Origin of the sequence: Streptomyces sp. NPDC088116, assembly GCF_044741745.1 — a bacterium.
GTDB lineage: Bacteria > Actinomycetota > Actinomycetes > Streptomycetales > Streptomycetaceae > Streptomyces.
Genome location: NZ_JBIUTF010000003.1, coordinates 881,539 through 897,966, shown reverse-complemented (window position 1 = coordinate 897,966; position 16,428 = coordinate 881,539). Strand labels below are relative to the sequence as shown.

Here is a 16,428-nt window from a genome sequence, read left to right as displayed (position 1 = left end):
ACTCCCGACAGGCGGCACCCGGGCGGGCACCCGCCGCGGCCTTCGGTCTCCGCATCGGCTTCTCCTCACGGAACTTCGGCCCGGACGCGTTCCTTTCTCTTGACGCTCGCCGACGGTCCTGAATTACTGATCCCCAGGCGATCAACCGAATGATCGGTTGATCAGATGTCCGTAATGTCGATGCCTGAGTGACCGGGGAGAGAGCGCCCATGACACCTCTGCTGGACGCGGCGGAACAGCTCAGCCGCGAGGAACTGGCCGTACTGCAACTGGAGCGGCTGCGGTCCACGCTCGCCCACGCCTACAAGAACGTCGGCTTCTACCGGCAGGCCTTCGACGCGGCCGGGGTGCGCCCGGAGGACTGCCGCTCGCTCGCCGACCTGGGGCGCTTCCCGTTCACCGGCAAGGCCGATCTCCGGGACAACTATCCGTTCGGGATGTTCGCCGTGGAACGGTCCGAGGTACGGCGCGTGCACGCCTCCAGCGGCACCACGGGCCGGCCGACGGTCGTCGGCTATACGCAGCGGGATCTGGACACCTGGGCCGATGTGGTCGCCCGTTCGATCCGCGCGGCCGGCGGGCGCCCCGGGCACACGGTCCATGTGGCCTACGGCTACGGGCTCTTCACCGGCGGGCTCGGCGCGCACTACGGGGCCGAACGGCTCGGCTGCACCGTGGTCCCCGCCTCCGGGGGCATGACCGCCCGCCAGGTCCAGCTGATCCAGGACTTCCGCCCCGAGATCATCATGGTGACGCCCTCGTACATGCTGACGCTGCTGGACGAGTTCGAGCGCCAGGGCGTCGATCCCCGTACCACCTCCCTCCAGGTGGGCATCTTCGGCGCCGAGCCCTGGACGGAGGAGATGCGGCGGGAGATCGAGGAGCGGTTCGCGATCGACGCGGTCGACATATACGGACTGTCGGAGGTGATGGGCCCGGGTGTGTCGCAGGAGTGTGTGGAGACCAAGGACGGCCTGCACATCTGGGAGGACCACTTCTATCCGGAGGTGATCGATCCGTTCACCGGCGAGGTGCTGCCGGAGGGCGAGGAGGGGGAGCTGGTCTTCACCTCGCTCACCAAGGAGGCCATGCCGGTGATCCGCTACCGGACCCGCGATCTGACCCGGCTGCTGCCCGGCACGGCCCGGGTCTTCCGGCGGATGGAGAAGGTGACGGGCCGCACCGACGACATGGTGATCCTGCGCGGGGTGAACCTCTTCCCGACCCAGATCGAGGAGATCGTGCTCCGTACGCCGGGAGTCGCCCCGCACTTCCAGCTGCGCCTGACCCACGAGGACCGGATGGACGCGCTCACCGTACGGGCCGAGGCCCGCGCGGAGACCGGCACGGAGGGCCGGGCGGAGGCGGCGCGGGCGATCGCGGCGGCCGTCAAGGACGGGGTGGGCGTCTCCGTGCGGGTGGAGATCGTCGACCCGGAGACCCTGGAGCGCTCCGTGGGGAAGATCAAGCGGATCGTGGACCTGCGTACGCGCCGCGCGTGACGCGTAGGACGGTGAGGACGTTCGTGGATCCCACCCGGTCGACCGGGCAGTGGTGTCCAGGGCTCATGGCGGGAATGGCCTCAGGGGCTGATGGCGAGAAACACGAACGCGGTGAAGATCCCCAGATGGACCCCGCCCTGGAGAAGCGTGGCCCGTCCGGGCGCCACGGTCAGGGCTCCCACGACCACCGTCAGGGCGAGCAGCACCATATGGGTGGCGTTCAGCCCGAGCACCAGCGGCCCGTCCAGCCAGATCATGGCGAGCGCGATGGCGGGGATCGTCAGTCCGATGCTCGCCATCGCGGAGCCGAGCGCCAGGTTGAGACTCGTCTGCACCCGCTCGCGGCGGGCCGCTCGTACGGCGGCGAGCGTCTCGGGCAACAGCACCAGGAGGGCGATGACGACACCTACGACGGCCTGCGGCAGTCCGGCCGACTCCACCCCCGACTCGATGGTGGGTGACACCGCTTTCGCGTCCCCGACGACCGCGATCAGCGCCACGAGAAGCATCACCAGGCTCAGGGTGGTCTCACGGCGGCCCGGGAGCGGGGCGTGCGAGTCCTCCTGCCGTACCTCGCCCTTCTGGGTGACGGGCAGGAAGTAGTCACGGTGGCGCACGGTCTGTACGGCGACGAACAGCCCGTACAGGGCGAGCGAGGCGACCGCGGCGAAGCCCAGTTGCGCCGGGGAGAACCGGGGTCCCGGTTCGCTGGTGGTGAAGGTCGGGAACACGAGGGTGAGGGTGGCCAGCGTGGCGACGGTGGCGAGCGCGGCGCCCGTGCCCTCGGCGTTGAACACGGCGACCCGGCTGCGGAGCGCGCCGACCAGCAGGCAGAGGCCGACGATGCCATTGCAGGTGATCATGATGGCGGCGAAGACGGTGTCACGGGCGAGCGCGGCGGTCTTGCCGCCGCCGTCGACCATCAGCGTGACGATGAGCGCCACTTCGATGACGGTGACAGCGACGGCGAGGACGAGCGAACCGAACGGCTCTCCCACCCGGTGCGCGACGACCTCGGCGTGGTGCACGGCGGCGAGCACCGCGCCCGCGAGACAGAGAGCGACGAGCGCGACCGCGAAACCCGGCAGTTCGCGCCCCCAGCTGAGCACCAGTGCGACCACCGCGAGCAGTGGCACCAGCACGGTCCACTGGGACGCCAGTGACCTGATCCCGGTGCTCTTCGTCATGCGGCCCACGCTGCCAGAGGTGGCGGGGGTACGCGCGCGGGGCCACCCGGGCCGACGCGGGGCGGCACGGTTGACAGCACGCTCTCCCCCAGCCAGGTTTCACCTGTCGGTCGACATCCCGGAAGACACGTGTCGGAGAGGCTTCCCCATGACGGAGAACGCTGCGGGCGGCGGGATCAGCAGACGCGGACTGGGCGGCGGAGTGCTGGCCCTGGGAGGGGCTCTCTCGGTGGCACCGCTGCCCTTCGCCGAGGGCCGGGCTCGCGCGGCGGCGGGAGGATCGGGGGCGGGCGGAGGCCCGGGGACACCCACGGACCACGGCCACGACAACACCGGCTCCGACCACAACTCCGGCTCCGGCTCCGGGAGGACGACACTGCGGCGCGGCTCCGCCGAGCGGGCCGGGCTGCTTCCCGGTGAGCTGGAGCGGCTGGTCGGCGACGCGACGGCCTTCCTCGGCCCCTCCCCCACCCACCCCTGGTACGCGGGCGCCGTGCTGCTCGCGGGGCGGGGCGGGACGGTGGCGCTGCACCGTCCGATCGGCAAGGCCGTGCGCTACTCGGCGTACGACGAGAAGACCGACACCGGCGTGGAACTCCCGGCCGGGCGGCAGATCGCGATGGCCGAGGACACCGTCTTCGACCTCGCCTCCGTCTCCAAGCTGTTCACCTCGGTCCTCGCCGTCCAGCAGATCGAGCGCGGCGCGCTGGAACTGGAGGCGAAAGTCACCACGTATCTGCCGGAGTTCGGGCGTGCGGGCAAGCAGGACATCACGGTGCGCCACCTGCTGACGCACACCTCCGGCTTCCGCCCCTGGATCGCGCTCTATACGGCACCGACCCGGGAGGGCAAGCTCCAACTGCTGTGGAACGAGGCGCCGGCGAACCCGCCGGGCACCGTCTATCTCTACTCCGACCTCAATCTGATCTCCCTCCAGCTGATCCTGGAACAGATCACCGGTCATCCGCTGGACACGCTGCTCCGCGACGAGATCACCGCTCCCCTCGGGATGCACCGCACCCGCTACAACCCGCCCGCCTCCTGGAAACCGAAGATCGCCGCCACCGAGGACGCGCGAGCGCCGTGGTCCGGCCTCGAACGGGGCCTGGTGTGGGGCGAGGTGCACGACGAGAACGCGTTCGGCTTCGGCGGGGTGGCGGGTCATGCCGGTGTCTTCTCCTGCGCCTGGGACCTCGCGGTCCTCGCCCGTACGCTTCTCAACGGCGGCGCGTACGGGCGGGCGCGCGTCCTGCGCCCGGAGTCCGTGGAGCTGATGTTCACCGACTTCAACACCGGCTTCCCCGGTGACGCGCACGGCCTGGGCTTCGAGCTCTACCAGCACTGGTACATGGGCGCCATGGCCACCCCGGGCACGGCGGGCCACACCGGCTTCACCGGCACCAGCCTCGTCCTCGACCCGACGACCGACTCGTTCCTCGTGGTCCTGGGCAACTCCGTTCATCCGGTGCGTGGCTGGCGCTCGGGCAGCGCGCCGCGTGTCGCGACGGCGAACCGGCTGGCGCGGGCCGTCGCGGTCCGCCCGGCCCGGGGCCGTACCGCCTGGTTCTCCGGCATGGCGAGCGCCTCGACGGCCACGCTCACCCTGCCTCCGCTCACGACGGCCTCGGCCCACGGGCGGCTGCGCTGTTCCCTCTGGTGGGACACCGAGCCCGCTTCGGACGCGCTGTTCCTGGAGGTGTCGGCCGACGCCGGGAGGAGCTGGCAGCCGGTGCCCTTCACGACCGTACGGGCGGGAGCGGAGCCGCGGGCGCATCCGGCGGGCTCGGCCACGGGCTGGTCGGGGCGGGCCTGGCACCGGATGAGTGCGGACCTCGCACCCTGGCGGGGCAGCGAGATCCGGGTGCGCTGGCGGTACACCACGGACCGGCTGTACGTCGGGCGAGGCGCGTACGTGGACGGGCTGCGGGTCGAGGACGGTGACCGTACGGTCTTCGACGAGACGCGGCCCCGGGACGCGGCGCGTATCGAGGTGGTCGGGTGGACCGCGTCGGCGGACTGAGGTCACGGCCGCCCATTCCGCGAGGATCCCTCAGCGGCCCAGGGCGGCCATCGCGGCGTTGTGCCCCGGCACCCCGCTGACCCCGCCGCCGCGTACGGCGCCCGCGCCGCACAGCAGCACATTCGCGTGCGCCGTCTCCACACCCCAGCGTCCGGTCCCCTCGGCCGCGAAGGGGAAGGACAGGTCGCGGTGGAAGATGTGGCCGCCGGGCAGCCGCAGATCGCGTTCGAGGTCGAGCGGGGTCTTCGCCTCGATACAGGGACGGCCGTCCTCGTCCCGTGCGAGACAGTCGGCGATCGGTTCGGCGAGCCGGTCGTCGAGCTGGGCGAGGGTCGCGGCGAGCAGCCGCGCGCGTACGGCCTCGTTGTCCTGCGCGAACAGCCGCGCGGGGGTGTGCAGTCCGAACAGGGTGAGCGTCTGGTACCCCTGCTCGGCCAGCCCGGGACCCAGGATCGACGGGTCGGTGAGGGAGTGGCAGTAGATCTCGGACGGCGGGGCGGTCGGCAGCCGCCCGGCGGCCGCCTCACGGTAGGCCGTGGCCAACTGCTCGTAGCCCTCGGCGATATGGAACGTTCCGGCGAAGGCCTCCCGGGGATCGACGGACTCGTCGCGCAGTCGCGGCAGCCTGCGCAGCAGCATATTGACCTTGAGCTGGGCGCCCTCGGCTGCGACGGGGGGCTCCTCGCCGAGGAGGGCGGCGAGGGCCTGGGGCGACGCGTTCACCAGAACCTGACGGGCCGCCACCGTCCTGGTCCCCGTACCGTCCCCACCGGCCGAACGGCCCGGCTCGCCCGCGTCGCCGGTACTGAACAGCACCTCGGCCCGTGTGCCGTCGGTGTCGATCCGGGTCACCTCGTGCCCGGTGGCGATCTCCGCTCCCGCCGACCGCGCGGCGTCGGCCAGCGCGTCGGTGAGCGCGCCCATCCCGCCCACCGGCACGTCCCAGTCCCCGGTGCCACCGCCGATCACGTGGTAGAGGAAGCAGCGGTTCTGTACGAGTGAGGGATCGTGCGCGTCGGCGAAGGTGCCGATCAGGGCGTCGGTGAGCACCACTCCTCGTACGAGGTCGTGGCGGAACCGTTCCTCGACGGCGACGCCGATCGGCTCCTCGAAGAGCGTCCGCCAGGCCGTCTCGTCGTCGATCCGCGCGCGCAGTTCCCCGGCCGTGGGCAGCGGTTCGGTGAGGGTGGGGAAGATCCGGCCGGCGGCCCGCCCGGTCATCGCGTAGAAGTCCTGCCAGGCCGCGTACTCCCGCTCGCCGCCGGTCAGCGCCGCGAAGGACTCGCGCGAGCGTCCCTCGCCCACCAGCAGTCCGCCGCTCCCCCACGGGGTGTACGAGGACACGGTCCGCTTGCGCACGGCGAAGCGCAGCCCCAGCTCCCGCACGATCTTCTCCGGCAGCAGGGACACCAGGTACGAGTACCTGGAGAGCCGGGCGTCCAGCCCCGCGAAGGGACGGCTGGAGACGGCCGCGCCGCCGGTGTTCCCGAGGCGCTCCAGCACCAGGACGGAGCGCCCGGCGCGAGCGAGGTAGGCGGCGGCGACCAGGCCGTTGTGGCCACCGCCGACGATGACGACGTCGTACGAGACATGTGCGGGCATGGCTCTTGGTAACACGCCGATGATCGCGAGGCCAGGGGCGGGGCCAACAGACGGGGGCATGGAGCCAGGTCCAGGCGCCGGAGGCAGGCGCTCCCGGGGCGCGCCTCACGCGCGGCCGTCCGGTCAGTGGCCGCGTGCCTCCGCCTGCCCGTGGACGGCCGCCACCTGGCGGTACAGCTCGGCCGCCTCCGCGCCCCTGCCCAGCCGTTCCAGACAGTGCGCCTCGTCGTTGCGGCTGGCCAGGGCGTCCGGGTGGCCGGGGCCGAGGACCCGGTCGCGGGTCTCGGCGACCTGGCCGTAGAGGGACAGGGCTTCCGGCCAGCGGCCCAGCCAGCCCAGCCCCACGGCGATCTCCCGGCGGCTGACGAGCGTGTCGGGGTGGTCGGCGCCGAGGACCCGTTCCCGTACCGCGCACACGTCACGGGCCTCCGCCAGCGCCTCCTCCCAGCGCGAGAGCCGGCCGAGGTTGACGCCGAGGCCGTGCCGGGCCCGCAGGGTCTCCGGGTGCAGCGGTCCCTGGACCCGGGTGCGGTCGGCCACGAGGCCGCGGTACAGCTCCAGCGCCTCCGTGCTGCGGCCGAGCCTCCCCAGGCTGATCCCGACCTCGTACCGCGCGGCGAGCGTGTCCGGGTGGTCGGCCCCCAGCGCCTGGGAGCGGGCCGCCACGACCTCGCGGTAGACGCCCAACGCCTCGGTCCACCGGCCCAGCCGGCCGAGCGCGTAAGCCACCTCGTACTGCGTGACCAGCGTGTCGGGGTGGCCGGGGCCGAGCACCCGGGAGCGGGCCGCGGCGACCTCGCGGGCGAGTTCGTACGCGTCCTCGATGCGCCCCAGCCGGCTGAGGTTGTACGCCAGGTTGTGGCGGCAGCGCAGGGTGTCCGGATGGTCGAGTCCCATCGTGCGCTCCCGGGAGGCGAGCACCGCCGCGAACACCTGATGCGCCTCGAAGTGCCGGCCGAGCTCCCCCAGCACGTACGCCATCTCCTGACGGGCCGCGAGCGTGTCCGGGTGGTCCGTGCCCAGGACGCGCTCACGGCCCTCGGCGACCCGCGTGAACTCCCGCAGCGCCTCCGTCGTCCGCCCGGTCCTGCCGAGGCTGAACCCGACTTCGTACCGGCTGCCGAGAGTGTCCGGATGGTCGGCTCCCAGGGCCTGCGCGCGTTCCGCGGCGACCGCGCGGTGCACCTCGCCCGCCTCCTCCCAGCGGCCCAGCCTGCCGAGGCTCAGCCCGGCGTTGTGTCTGCTGGTGAGCACCGCGAGCTGCTCCTGCGTCGGCGTGGGCGGCGCGGCGGCCGACGGCGTCCCCGCGGCGGCGTCCGGGTCCGCCGGGCCGGTCCACTCGCCGGTCAGGCCCGCGGTGTGGTCGGGCGCCTCGGGCCGTGGGACGGCCACGCCGGTCGCCTTGTGGCCGGTGGTCATGCCCCGCGTCCAGGACGGCAGCGGGGAGTCCCCGGTGACGTGGTGCGTCGGACCCGTGTCCGCCGCGGGGAAGGCCGGACGCGCGTGGGCGGGGCGGGCGTGTGCCGGGTGCGCGGGAGCCGGAAGGGCGTGCGGGCCCGTGGCCCCGCGCGCGGCGCTGATCCGGCGCACGAGGCTCCCCGCGTCGTCGGGCCGCTCCTCCGGCGTCTTGGCGAGCAGATCGAGGACGATCCGGTCGAAGAAGTCGGGCAGCTCGGAGCGGTGCCGGCGCGGCGGCTCGGGGATCGTGTCGCGGTGGCCGACCAGGATGGACCAGGCGTCCTCCAGGTCGAACGGCGGGACGCCGGTGGCGATCTCGTACAGCACGCAGCCCAGCGAGTAGAGGTCGCTGCGGTGGTCGACCTGGCCGCCGCCGATCTGCTCGGGCGACATGTAGTGCGGGGTGCCCATGGCGATGCCCGTGCCGGTGAGCCGCGAGCTGAGGCCGACGTCACGGCCCAGGCGCGCGATGCCGAAGTCGCAGATCTTCACGGCGCCGTCGGTCAGCCGCATGATGTTGGCGGGCTTCAGGTCGCGGTGGACGATGCCCTGTTCGTGGGTGTAGGCGAGGGCGTCCGAGATCTGCTCGGCGATGTCGACGACATCGGCCACCGGCAGCGGCCGCTGCTGGTTGTCCTCCAGCAGCTGGCTGAGATTGCGTCCTTCCAGCAGTTCCATGACCAGATAGAGGACGCCGTCGTCCTCGCCGAAGTCGTGGACGACGGTGACGCCCCGGTGCTGGAGGGCCGCGGCGACCCGCGCCTCACGGCGGAACCGCTCCTGGATGATCCGGGTGAAGGACTGGTCCTGCTGCGGGCCCAGCGGCTTGAGGCACTTGACCGCGACGTACCGGCCGAGCGACTCGTCGCACGCCCGCCACACCTCGCCCATCCCCCCGCGCCCGATCAGATCGAGCAGCCGGTAGCGGCCCTGGATCAGCCTGGTGTCCGCCATCGCCCGCTGTCGCCCCCGTCACCTCTCGCTGCGCCCGCCCCCGGCCCGTCCAGTATGGCCGCCTTGCCGCGCAGTGTGTACGGGGCGGGCCGGGTGCCGGGGCCGGTCGCCCGGAGAATTGGGCCGGGGCGGCAGCTGCCGGCGCGTCCGCACGGGGATGCGGGCAACGTCCGGCGTCCGGTCCGCCGTTGGATCTCCCGCCGAGGGCGGCGACCGGCTTCCGGTACGGGTCAGGGTAACGCCGGGGGCGGGCCCGCTCCAGACCGGTTCCGGCCGCCGGACGGGCGGAGCCGCGACCGGCGTTGCACGATGGCAGCATGCTGCTGGCACCGCTCGCCCATGTCTCCCGGGAGGTCTCCGACACGTCGGCACGGTCCCGGAAGATCTCCCTGCTGGCCGGACTCTTCCGGACGGCCGGCCCGCAGGACGTGCCGGTCGTCATTCCGTATCTGGCCGGGCGGCTCCCCCAGGGCCGGATCGGGGTGGGCTGGAACGCGCTGAAGGATCCGCCCCCGGCGGCGGAGCGGGCCACGCTGACCGTGCACGAGGTGGACGGCGCCTTCACCGCCCTCGCGGCGGTCGCGGGCCCGGGGGCGCAGGGCGAGCGCAGACGGCTGGTCCAGGAGCTGCTGGGCGCGGCCACCGAGGAGGAGCAGCGTTTCCTCGTGGGGCTGATCTCCGGTGAGGTACGGCAGGGTGCCCTGGACGCGGTCGCCGTCGAGGCGCTCGCCGAGACCTCGGGTGCCGTCGCCGCGTCGGTGCGACGGGCGGTGATGCTGGCGGGCTCGTTGCAGCGGGTGGCCGAGCGGCTGCTGGCCGACGGCCCGGCGGTGCTGGAGGAGTTCCAGCTGACCGTGGGCCGGCCCGTCCTGCCGATGCTCGCGCAGAGCGCCGGCGACGTCACGGAGGCGGTCGGCCGGCTCGGGGAGTGTGCCGTCGAGGAGAAGCTGGACGGTATCCGGGTACAGGTGCACCGCAACGGAGCCACCGTACGGGCCTTCACCCGCACGCTCGACGACATCACGGACCGGCTGCCCGAGGTGACGGCGGTGGCGCGGGCGCTGGACGGCGACCGTTTCGTGCTGGACGGGGAGGTCATCGCGCTGGACGAGGAGGGCAGGCCGCGTCCGTTCCAGGATGTGGCGGGCCGGGTCGGTTCGCGTACGGACGTACGGTCCGCGGCGGCGGCCGTGCCGCTGTCGCCCGTCTTCTTCGACATCCTGGCGGCCGACGGCGAGGACCTGCTCGACCTGTCGTGCGCGGAGCGGCACGACGCACTGGCGCGGCTGGTGCCGGAGCCGATGCGGGTGCGGCGCGTCGTCTGCGCCGGTACGGACGCCGAGGCGGCCGAGGCGTTCCTGCGGGAGACGCTGGCCCGGGGACACGAGGGCGTGGTGGTCAAGGGGCTCGACACTCCGTACAGCGCGGGCCGCCGGGGCGCCGGCTGGCTGAAGGTCAAACCGGTGCACACCCTGGATCTGGTGGTGCTGGCCGCCGAGTGGGGCCACGGCAGGCGCACCGGCAGGCTGTCCAACCTGCATCTGGGCGCGCGGCGGGAGGACGGCTCGTTCGTGATGCTCGGCAAGACCTTCAAAGGGCTGACGGACACGATGCTGGAGTGGCAGACCGAGCGGCTCGGGGAACTGGCGCTCCGGGACGACGGCTTCACCGTGACCGTACGTCCTGAACTGGTGGTCGAGATCGCCTACGACGGGCTCCAGCGCTCGTCCCGCTATCCGGCGGGGGTGACGCTGCGCTTCGCCCGGGTGATCCGTTACCGCGAGGACAAGCGCGCGGAGGAGGCGGACACGCTCGGGACGGTGCTGGCGGCGCATGGCCGGGACGCGGGGCAGCCGGGCTGAGGCGCCTGGGGGACGGGCGCGGGCCGGGGCGGGACCGGTGGGCCGGGGCGGGACCGGGACCGGTGGGCCGCGCCGGTCCCGGACGTACGCGGTGTACTGCTACTGGGCCGCTCCGCGCGCAACGACGGACGAGAGCACCGTCGGCAGCCCGTGCCAGTCCGCCGAGATCAGGCTGGCGTTGCGCCCGGCCAGCAGGTTCAGCCGGTCGCGGGCCTGCTGCTCGGTGGGGCTGACGCCGTCGATGGCGGGCGGCACGTTGTGCGCGTCGGTCATCAGGACGAAGTAGTGCCGCTGGTCGTACCAGGCCGTGTCGAACCCGTCGGCCGCGTAGGCGGAGGCGTCCCCGTCGAAGAAGACGAACCAGGGCCTGAGCGTCGCGTCCGTGTACCGGGTGCGCGGGTCGCCCGCCGCGACGCCGTGGACGGCCGGGAAGGCGGCGGCCTCGCTCAGCCGTCCCGCCGCCTTCAGGTCACGCAGATGGGTGGAGTACTCCCGGTCGGTCCAGAAGGTGTCGAGCGGGTTCTGCTCCTCCACCGTGCCGGGTATCAGCTCGACGACGAACTTTCCGGCCATCTGCGCGCGCGTCGCCCAGGCGTTGGCCTGGGCCGCCTCGTCCAGGCTGTTGTGACTGCCCATCAGATCCGCCGGACGGTAGAGCGAGTCGCCGAGCTTGCTGCCCAGGAGGGCGTCGAGGGCGGCCGGTCCGCGGCCGCCCTGTCCCTGGAACCCGTCCTTCAGTTCGATCTTGAGAACGATGGGACGGTGGCCCGGGTTGGCGTCGTGCCAGGTCCTGATGTCGGCCAGGCAGCCGCCCAGGTCGCGGTTCTGCGCGTTGGTGCGCAGTTCGCTCGCTGTGGCCGCGTTCGCGCAGTTGTTGTCGTTGCCGACCGGGTTGCCGTGCGACACACGCCAGGAGGCGCCGAAGACATTGGTCCACACGTCGAGTTCGAGCATCCCCGCACCGGAGTCCAGCGCGTCCGCGAAGTACGGGAAGGTGGCCTTCTCGTAGGCGTTGTGGACACCGACCCCGGTGGTGGAGGGATACGGCAGTTGGCCGGTGTCGGCGGCGTGGACCGGGGTGGTGACGAAGGCGAGTACCGCGACGGCACCGGCCGCCACCGTGGCGCGAAGGAGCTTTGCCATATCCCTTTGTTCCTCTCACTGGACATGTCTTGGGCATGTCAATCGAGAGGGAGCGTAAGGGAGTTCGGTGTCGAGCGGGAGGACATGAGGTGAGCTTATGGATCCGGGAGGTGTGCTTACGGATCGGAGCCGAGAGGGGCGCTCACGTTTCCGGTCTTCGGCGGCCCGTTCCCCGGCGCCGTGGCCACAACGCGAAGCGCGCCCCGCCGCGTGATGCGGCGAGGCGCGTGATGCGGCGAGGCGCTCAGGGGGCTACGGTGCGCACTCCGGGGGGCTCAGATACGGGGCGGCCCGCGTGGCGGTTACCGCTCCGGGGCGGCCAGGTCCTGTCCGGCCGATCTTGCCGGATCGGCCCGTTCCGGGCCCTGCGGAGTTCGGCCGGGCAAGGTCTAGGGCAGCTGCTCCTCGATCGCCGAGCGGCCCCGCTCGGCGAGCCGGCGCCGGGCCCACTCGATGTTCTTCGGGGTGAGATCCCGGCCGGAGGCCAGCACCAGGTCTTCGGCCGTCACCGTGTCACCTGCGCCGGTGTGCAGCAGCCGGTCGGGGGTCGTGCTCTCGGGTTCCGGCTGCGCAGCGGACTGTGCGTTCATGCCGCCTCCTCATTCGTCCGGTGTTCGCCATTCTCGCGCCCGCCCGCTCCGGCCGCATCCCCGGTATCCTGCGCCGATCACGACACCGGCCATTTTGGCGCCCCGGCTCATTCCGCCGCCCGGCGGGCCCCCGGTGCGTACTGCCGGCCGAGCAGCTCCGCGACGCCCCGCCGCGTGGCCGCCAGTACCACCCGGTCCTGCGGCTGCAGCACATAACCGGGGTGCAGATCCCAGACGAGCCCCGTCGGCCGCTGCTCCTCATGATCGAGGCGGGTGTCCGCGAGATCGGGCACCCGCTCCCCCGGGTCCGCGGTGTCCAGCGCGATGATCCGCCAGGCACCGGGACGGAACACCTCGGCGATCGTGCGCCCCTGGAGCCGAGAGTGTCCCGCCACGTCGACGGCGACGACCAGCAGCACCTTGCGCTCCACCGGGATGGCGCCGAGTATCTGACGCCCCATCATGGCGATGGCGAAGGCCGGAGCGGCCAGTGTGGAGACGCTGCGGCTGCGCGTGAGCGCCCCGGGATGAGCGGCGCGCAGGGTGCGGTAGACGGCGGTCGCGAAGTCGTCGTCGTACACCCGCACGGCCACCCGCAGTCCGGGGGCGAGGGAGCGTGCGTACAGCGCGGCTTCGAGATTGGTGGTGTCGACGCTGGTGAGAGCGAGGAGCGCGTGCGCCCGCTGGATCTTGGCCGCCTCCAGCACCCCCTCCTGCGTCACGTCACCCAGCACGGTCGGTACGCGCAGGCTGCGCGCGAGCGCGATCCCCCGGGCCTCCGGGTCCTCCTCCACGCACACCACGGGGATGCCCAGCTCCCGCAGCCGCACCAGCACCCGGCTGCCGATCTTGCCGAGTCCGAGCAGTACGACATGGCCGGACAGTCCGCGGGCCGGGCGGCGCAGCGCCGATGCCGTACGGAACGTGCCGAGGGCCTCCAGGACGGCCGCGAGCACCAGGGGCAGCAGCAGGAGTCCCGCGACCCCGGAGAGGAGTTGCAGGATCTGCCGGTCGGCGGGCTCGCCGACCGCCGGATCACCTATGCCGAAGAGATCGAGCAGCGTGAGGTAGACGGCGCCCAGCGGGTGGACACCGGTGACGAGCCAGGACGTGACGGCCAGCGCCATGACGGCGGTGACGATCCCGGCGAACGACCATCGCACCCGGCGGGAGAACAGCGAGGCCAGCGGAATCCCGCGGCCCGTGAGACGGCTCGGCGGCAGATCGGGTCCCGCGTGGGACACGGCCTCCAGGACCACGGTGCCCCGTCCGGTGGCGGCGGCCGCGTCGGCGTCGGCGGGCAGCAGCCGGGGACCGTCCTGCCCGCTGTTGTCCGACCCTTCCTCGCCCGCCGGGTCGTTGGTGGTGGCCGAGAGGAGAGCGAGGGTGCACAGCCCCGGATCGGCCACCACTCCGGGTCCCGGCGGGTTGCGCTCCACGGCGCGCAGCATCAGGCCGTCGGCCCTGACCACCTTGCTGGTGCCGGCGACGGCGGTGGCGGCCAGTGCGGGGGCCGCGGTGTCGGCGTCCGAGAGGACGGTGGTGGAGGCGTCCAGGTCGGTCGAGTCGAGACCGGGGGCGGCGAGGGCGGCGGCCTGGTCGAGCAGCTCCTCCAGGTGCTGGCCGAGCCTGCGGTTGTAGAGCCTGATGACCAGCCGGAGTTGAGGGTTGAGACGGCGGGCGGCGAGCGCGGCCCGGATATTGACCTCGTCGTCGTCATGGACGAGGGCGAGCGCGGCCGCCTCCCCCACCCCGGCGTCCACCAGCACGTCCTCGTCGAGATCCAGTGCCTCCATGACGCGCGGCCGGTCGGTTCTCCCGCCCCCTTCGCCCTGCGGACTCGGTGGGAGGGTCGCCGTACGGGCCATGGCCGCGGACATCCGTCCGATGAAGGCGGAGGCTCTGCCCAGTCCGGCCATCGGGGCCGCGGGGAGGCGGCGGGCGCGCACGGGCGGCACGACGAGCGTGACCTGTTCGCCGTAGACGTCGCGCAGCTCGCCCGCCAGCCGGTGGGCCAGCGTGTCGTCGCCGCAGACGACCATGTGGCCCGCCGCGGAGCCTTGTTGTACCTGGTGAGGAAGTGAGGACACCCTCACAGTCTGCCGAACACGCCGGTGGACATGACACAGCCGCCCCGGCCACGAGCAGGGACCGGAACGGCTGAATCTCCGTCAAATGCCGTGAAAAAGAACGGCCGTCGGTCCTGCGTGGCCGACCACCCGGTACTGAGTGGCCGTCAGGTGGGGGAGACGGAGTAGGAGTGTGCTCCCGCCCCGGCCAGCGCGCCCTTGTCGACGATCAGGTATTCGTCGCGCAGCGGCGTGCCCGCGAAGAACGCTTCCAGGATCTCCCGGGTCCCCGCCGCATAACGCGCCTGAGCCGCGAGCGAGGAGCCCGAGATGTGCGGGGTCATGCCGTGGTGGGGCATGGACCGCCAGGGGTGGTCGGCGGGCGCGGGCTGCGGGTACCAGACGTCACCCGCGTATCCGGCGAGCTGTCCGCTGCGCAGGGCGCGCACGACGGCGTCCCGGTCGGCGATCTTCGCGCGGGCGGTGTTGATGAGGTAGGCGCCGCGCTTCATGGTGGCGAGCAGCTTGTCGTCGAAGAGTCCCTCCGTCTCGGGGTGGAGGGGCACGTTGATCGTGACGACATCGCAGTGCGGGACCATCTCGGCCGTGCTCGCGTGCCAGGTCAGCCCCAGCTCCCGCTCGACGGCCTCCGGGAGCCGGTGGCGGTCCGTGTAGTGGAGCCCCACGTCGAAGGGCGCGAGGCGGCGCAGGACGGCGAGGCCGATATGGCCCGCGGCGACCGTGCCGACCTGCATACCCTCCAGGTCGTACGAACGGGAGACACAGTCCGCGATGTTCCAGCCGCCGTCGAGGACCCACTGGTGCGAGGGCAGGTAGTTCCGTACCAAGGACAACGTCATCATCACCACGTGCTCGGCGACGCTGATGCTGTTGGAGTACGTGACCTCGGCGACCGTGATGCCGCGGGCGACGGCGGCGTCCAGGTCGACGTGGTCGGAGCCGATGCCCGCGGTGACGGCGAGCTTGAGGTTCTTCGCCCTCGCGATGCGTTCGGCCGTCAGATAGGCCGGCCAGAACGGCTGGGAGATGACCACATCGGCGTCCACCAGCTCCCGGTCGAAGACCGACCCGTCCCGGTCCTTGTCGGAGGTGACGACGAGGGTGTGCCCCTGGGACTCCAGGTAGTCGCGCAGCCCCAGTTCGCCGGAGACACTGCCGAGGAGTTGTCCGGGCGTGAAGGCGATGCCGCTCGGGGAGGGCGTGGTCTGGCCGCCGGGATAGTGGTCGATGTGCGGAAGGCCGTCGCGGGCGTAGGACGTCGGATACCCGTCGATCGGGTCGTCGTACAGCACACACAGCACCTTTGCCATGACTGCGGCTCCTCATCCGTTGCTCACGTCAAGAGGCCGCGCTGATGGCGGGGCGTCGTCGCGCGCCGACGGGCGGCCTCTCATTTCGATGATCCGTCGCTTTCCATCGCTTCGCCAGCCGCACGCCGGGCCGCGGGGAGCTGCGTCCACGGTCCTCGGTGCCGGTCCTCGGTGCCGGTGGTCGATGCCGGTGCCGGTCGTCGATGCCGGTGCCGGTGCCGGTGCCGGTGGTCGAAGTGAACCTTTCCATGTCGGGAGGGAGCACGTCTGTCGACGCCCGGAGGGCGGCTCTGCGGACGGCTCTGCGGACGGCCCCGCCGACGGTCCTGTCCGTGGTCCGGCTTCGGCCGGGTGGCGCGCAGATGCGTGTCCAGGAGCTGGTCGGTTGCCTCCCGTACGCCCGCTCCCCCGGCGATCTCCAACAGGGCTCCGGCCGGCACCGGTTCGGGGCTGCGGTCGGCGACGACCAGACCGACGCGCGGGCCGTGCGCCGGGTGTTCCATCGGGATCACTCGCATACGGTCGGGGACCCCGAACATGTGAGGCCAGGCGTGCGAGATCACGTCGGAAGCGTCCCGGTGAGGCCGTCGCGCATCGCGGACACCTCACGGCACAGGGCGTCGCGCTCGGCCAGGATGCGGTGGGCCCAGAGCAGCGCTCGTCCCCGCTCCCCCGCTCGGCCGGCTTCCCCGCCCTGTCAGGCCCGTGGC

General features: G+C 72.5%; 10 protein-coding genes. 3 read left to right on the top strand and 7 right to left on the bottom strand.

Annotation, left to right across the window (positions count from 1 at the left end):
• The first annotated feature begins 209 nt into the window (after nucleotides 1-209).
• Nucleotides 210-1,502: a phenylacetate--CoA ligase PaaK gene (gene paaK, locus ACIOJD_RS16235; protein ID WP_401913477.1), complete on the top strand. Its 1,293-nt coding sequence runs from the start codon at nucleotides 210-212 to the stop codon at nucleotides 1,500-1,502.
• A gap of 80 nt (nucleotides 1,503-1,582) precedes the next feature.
• Here the strand turns inward: paaK and ACIOJD_RS16230 are convergent, their stop codons facing one another.
• A complete protein-coding gene (locus ACIOJD_RS16230) occupies nucleotides 1,583-2,689 on the bottom strand; it encodes a calcium:proton antiporter (RefSeq protein ID WP_401913474.1) in 1,107 nt (368 codons plus the stop codon).
• A 148-nt stretch (nucleotides 2,690-2,837) separates the two neighbouring features.
• On the opposite strand from ACIOJD_RS16230, the gene ACIOJD_RS16225 reads away from it, so the two are divergent.
• Nucleotides 2,838-4,709: a serine hydrolase gene (locus ACIOJD_RS16225; protein WP_401913471.1), complete on the top strand. Its 1,872-nt coding sequence runs from the start codon at nucleotides 2,838-2,840 to the stop codon at nucleotides 4,707-4,709.
• Between the two features lie 30 nt (nucleotides 4,710-4,739).
• On the opposite strand, the gene ACIOJD_RS16220 is transcribed toward ACIOJD_RS16225, so the two are convergent.
• Nucleotides 4,740-6,311, bottom strand: coding sequence for a phytoene desaturase family protein (locus ACIOJD_RS16220; RefSeq protein ID WP_401913468.1), 1,572 nt, complete (start codon nucleotides 6,309-6,311; stop codon nucleotides 4,740-4,742).
• A 123-nt stretch (nucleotides 6,312-6,434) separates the two neighbouring features.
• Nucleotides 6,435-8,723 (bottom strand): tetratricopeptide repeat protein, encoded by a 2,289-nt coding sequence (locus ACIOJD_RS16215; protein WP_401913465.1) that lies wholly within the window; start codon nucleotides 8,721-8,723, stop codon nucleotides 6,435-6,437.
• Nucleotides 8,724-9,040: 317 nt separating this feature from the next.
• Between ACIOJD_RS16215 and ACIOJD_RS16210 the strand changes: the two genes are divergently transcribed.
• On the top strand, nucleotides 9,041-10,585 hold the full coding sequence (locus ACIOJD_RS16210) for an ATP-dependent DNA ligase (protein WP_401913462.1): 1,545 nt from the start codon (nucleotides 9,041-9,043) through the stop codon (nucleotides 10,583-10,585).
• Nucleotides 10,586-10,684: 99 nt separating this feature from the next.
• Here ACIOJD_RS16210 and ACIOJD_RS16205 read toward each other — a convergent pair whose 3' ends face one another.
• From ACIOJD_RS16205 to ACIOJD_RS16190, 4 genes are all read right to left on the bottom strand, one after another.
• On the bottom strand, nucleotides 10,685-11,728 hold the full coding sequence (locus tag ACIOJD_RS16205) for a phosphatidylinositol-specific phospholipase C domain-containing protein (RefSeq protein WP_401913459.1): 1,044 nt from the start codon (nucleotides 11,726-11,728) through the stop codon (nucleotides 10,685-10,687).
• 389 nt (nucleotides 11,729-12,117) lie between these two features.
• Complete coding sequence (locus tag ACIOJD_RS16200; RefSeq protein ID WP_401888964.1) at nucleotides 12,118-12,318, bottom strand: hypothetical protein; 201 nt, start codon at nucleotides 12,316-12,318, stop codon at nucleotides 12,118-12,120.
• 107 nt (nucleotides 12,319-12,425) lie between these two features.
• Nucleotides 12,426-14,360: an NAD-binding protein gene (locus tag ACIOJD_RS16195; protein WP_401913920.1), complete on the bottom strand. Its 1,935-nt coding sequence runs from the start codon at nucleotides 14,358-14,360 to the stop codon at nucleotides 12,426-12,428.
• Between the two features lie 194 nt (nucleotides 14,361-14,554).
• The gene (locus tag ACIOJD_RS16190) at nucleotides 14,555-15,718 is read right to left on the bottom strand and encodes an NAD-dependent formate dehydrogenase (RefSeq protein WP_401913456.1); all 1,164 of its coding nucleotides are present in this window, start codon (nucleotides 15,716-15,718) and stop codon (nucleotides 14,555-14,557) included.
• Between the last annotated feature and the right edge of the window lie 710 nt (nucleotides 15,719-16,428).

Excerpts from the sequence above, each read along its gene's own strand:
- ACIOJD_RS16215 (WP_401913465.1), bottom strand. The coding sequence starts at position 8,723 with ATGGCGGACACCAGGCTGATCCAGGGCCGCTACCGGCTGCTCGATCTG.
- ACIOJD_RS16195 (WP_401913920.1), bottom strand. The coding sequence starts at position 14,360 with ATGGTCGTCTGCGGCGACGACACGCTGGCCCACCGGCTGGCGGGCGAG.
- ACIOJD_RS16210 (WP_401913462.1), top strand. The coding sequence starts at position 9,041 with ATGCTGCTGGCACCGCTCGCCCATGTCTCCCGGGAGGTCTCCGACACG.
- ACIOJD_RS16230 (WP_401913474.1), bottom strand. The coding sequence starts at position 2,689 with ATGACGAAGAGCACCGGGATCAGGTCACTGGCGTCCCAGTGGACCGTG.
- ACIOJD_RS16220 (WP_401913468.1), bottom strand. The coding sequence starts at position 6,311 with ATGCCCGCACATGTCTCGTACGACGTCGTCATCGTCGGCGGTGGCCAC.
- ACIOJD_RS16190 (WP_401913456.1), bottom strand. The coding sequence starts at position 15,718 with ATGGCAAAGGTGCTGTGTGTGCTGTACGACGACCCGATCGACGGGTAT.
- ACIOJD_RS16200 (WP_401888964.1), bottom strand. The coding sequence starts at position 12,318 with ATGAACGCACAGTCCGCTGCGCAGCCGGAACCCGAGAGCACGACCCCC.
- paaK (WP_401913477.1), top strand. The coding sequence starts at position 210 with ATGACACCTCTGCTGGACGCGGCGGAACAGCTCAGCCGCGAGGAACTG.
- ACIOJD_RS16225 (WP_401913471.1), top strand. The coding sequence starts at position 2,838 with ATGACGGAGAACGCTGCGGGCGGCGGGATCAGCAGACGCGGACTGGGC.
- ACIOJD_RS16205 (WP_401913459.1), bottom strand. The coding sequence starts at position 11,728 with ATGGCAAAGCTCCTTCGCGCCACGGTGGCGGCCGGTGCCGTCGCGGTA.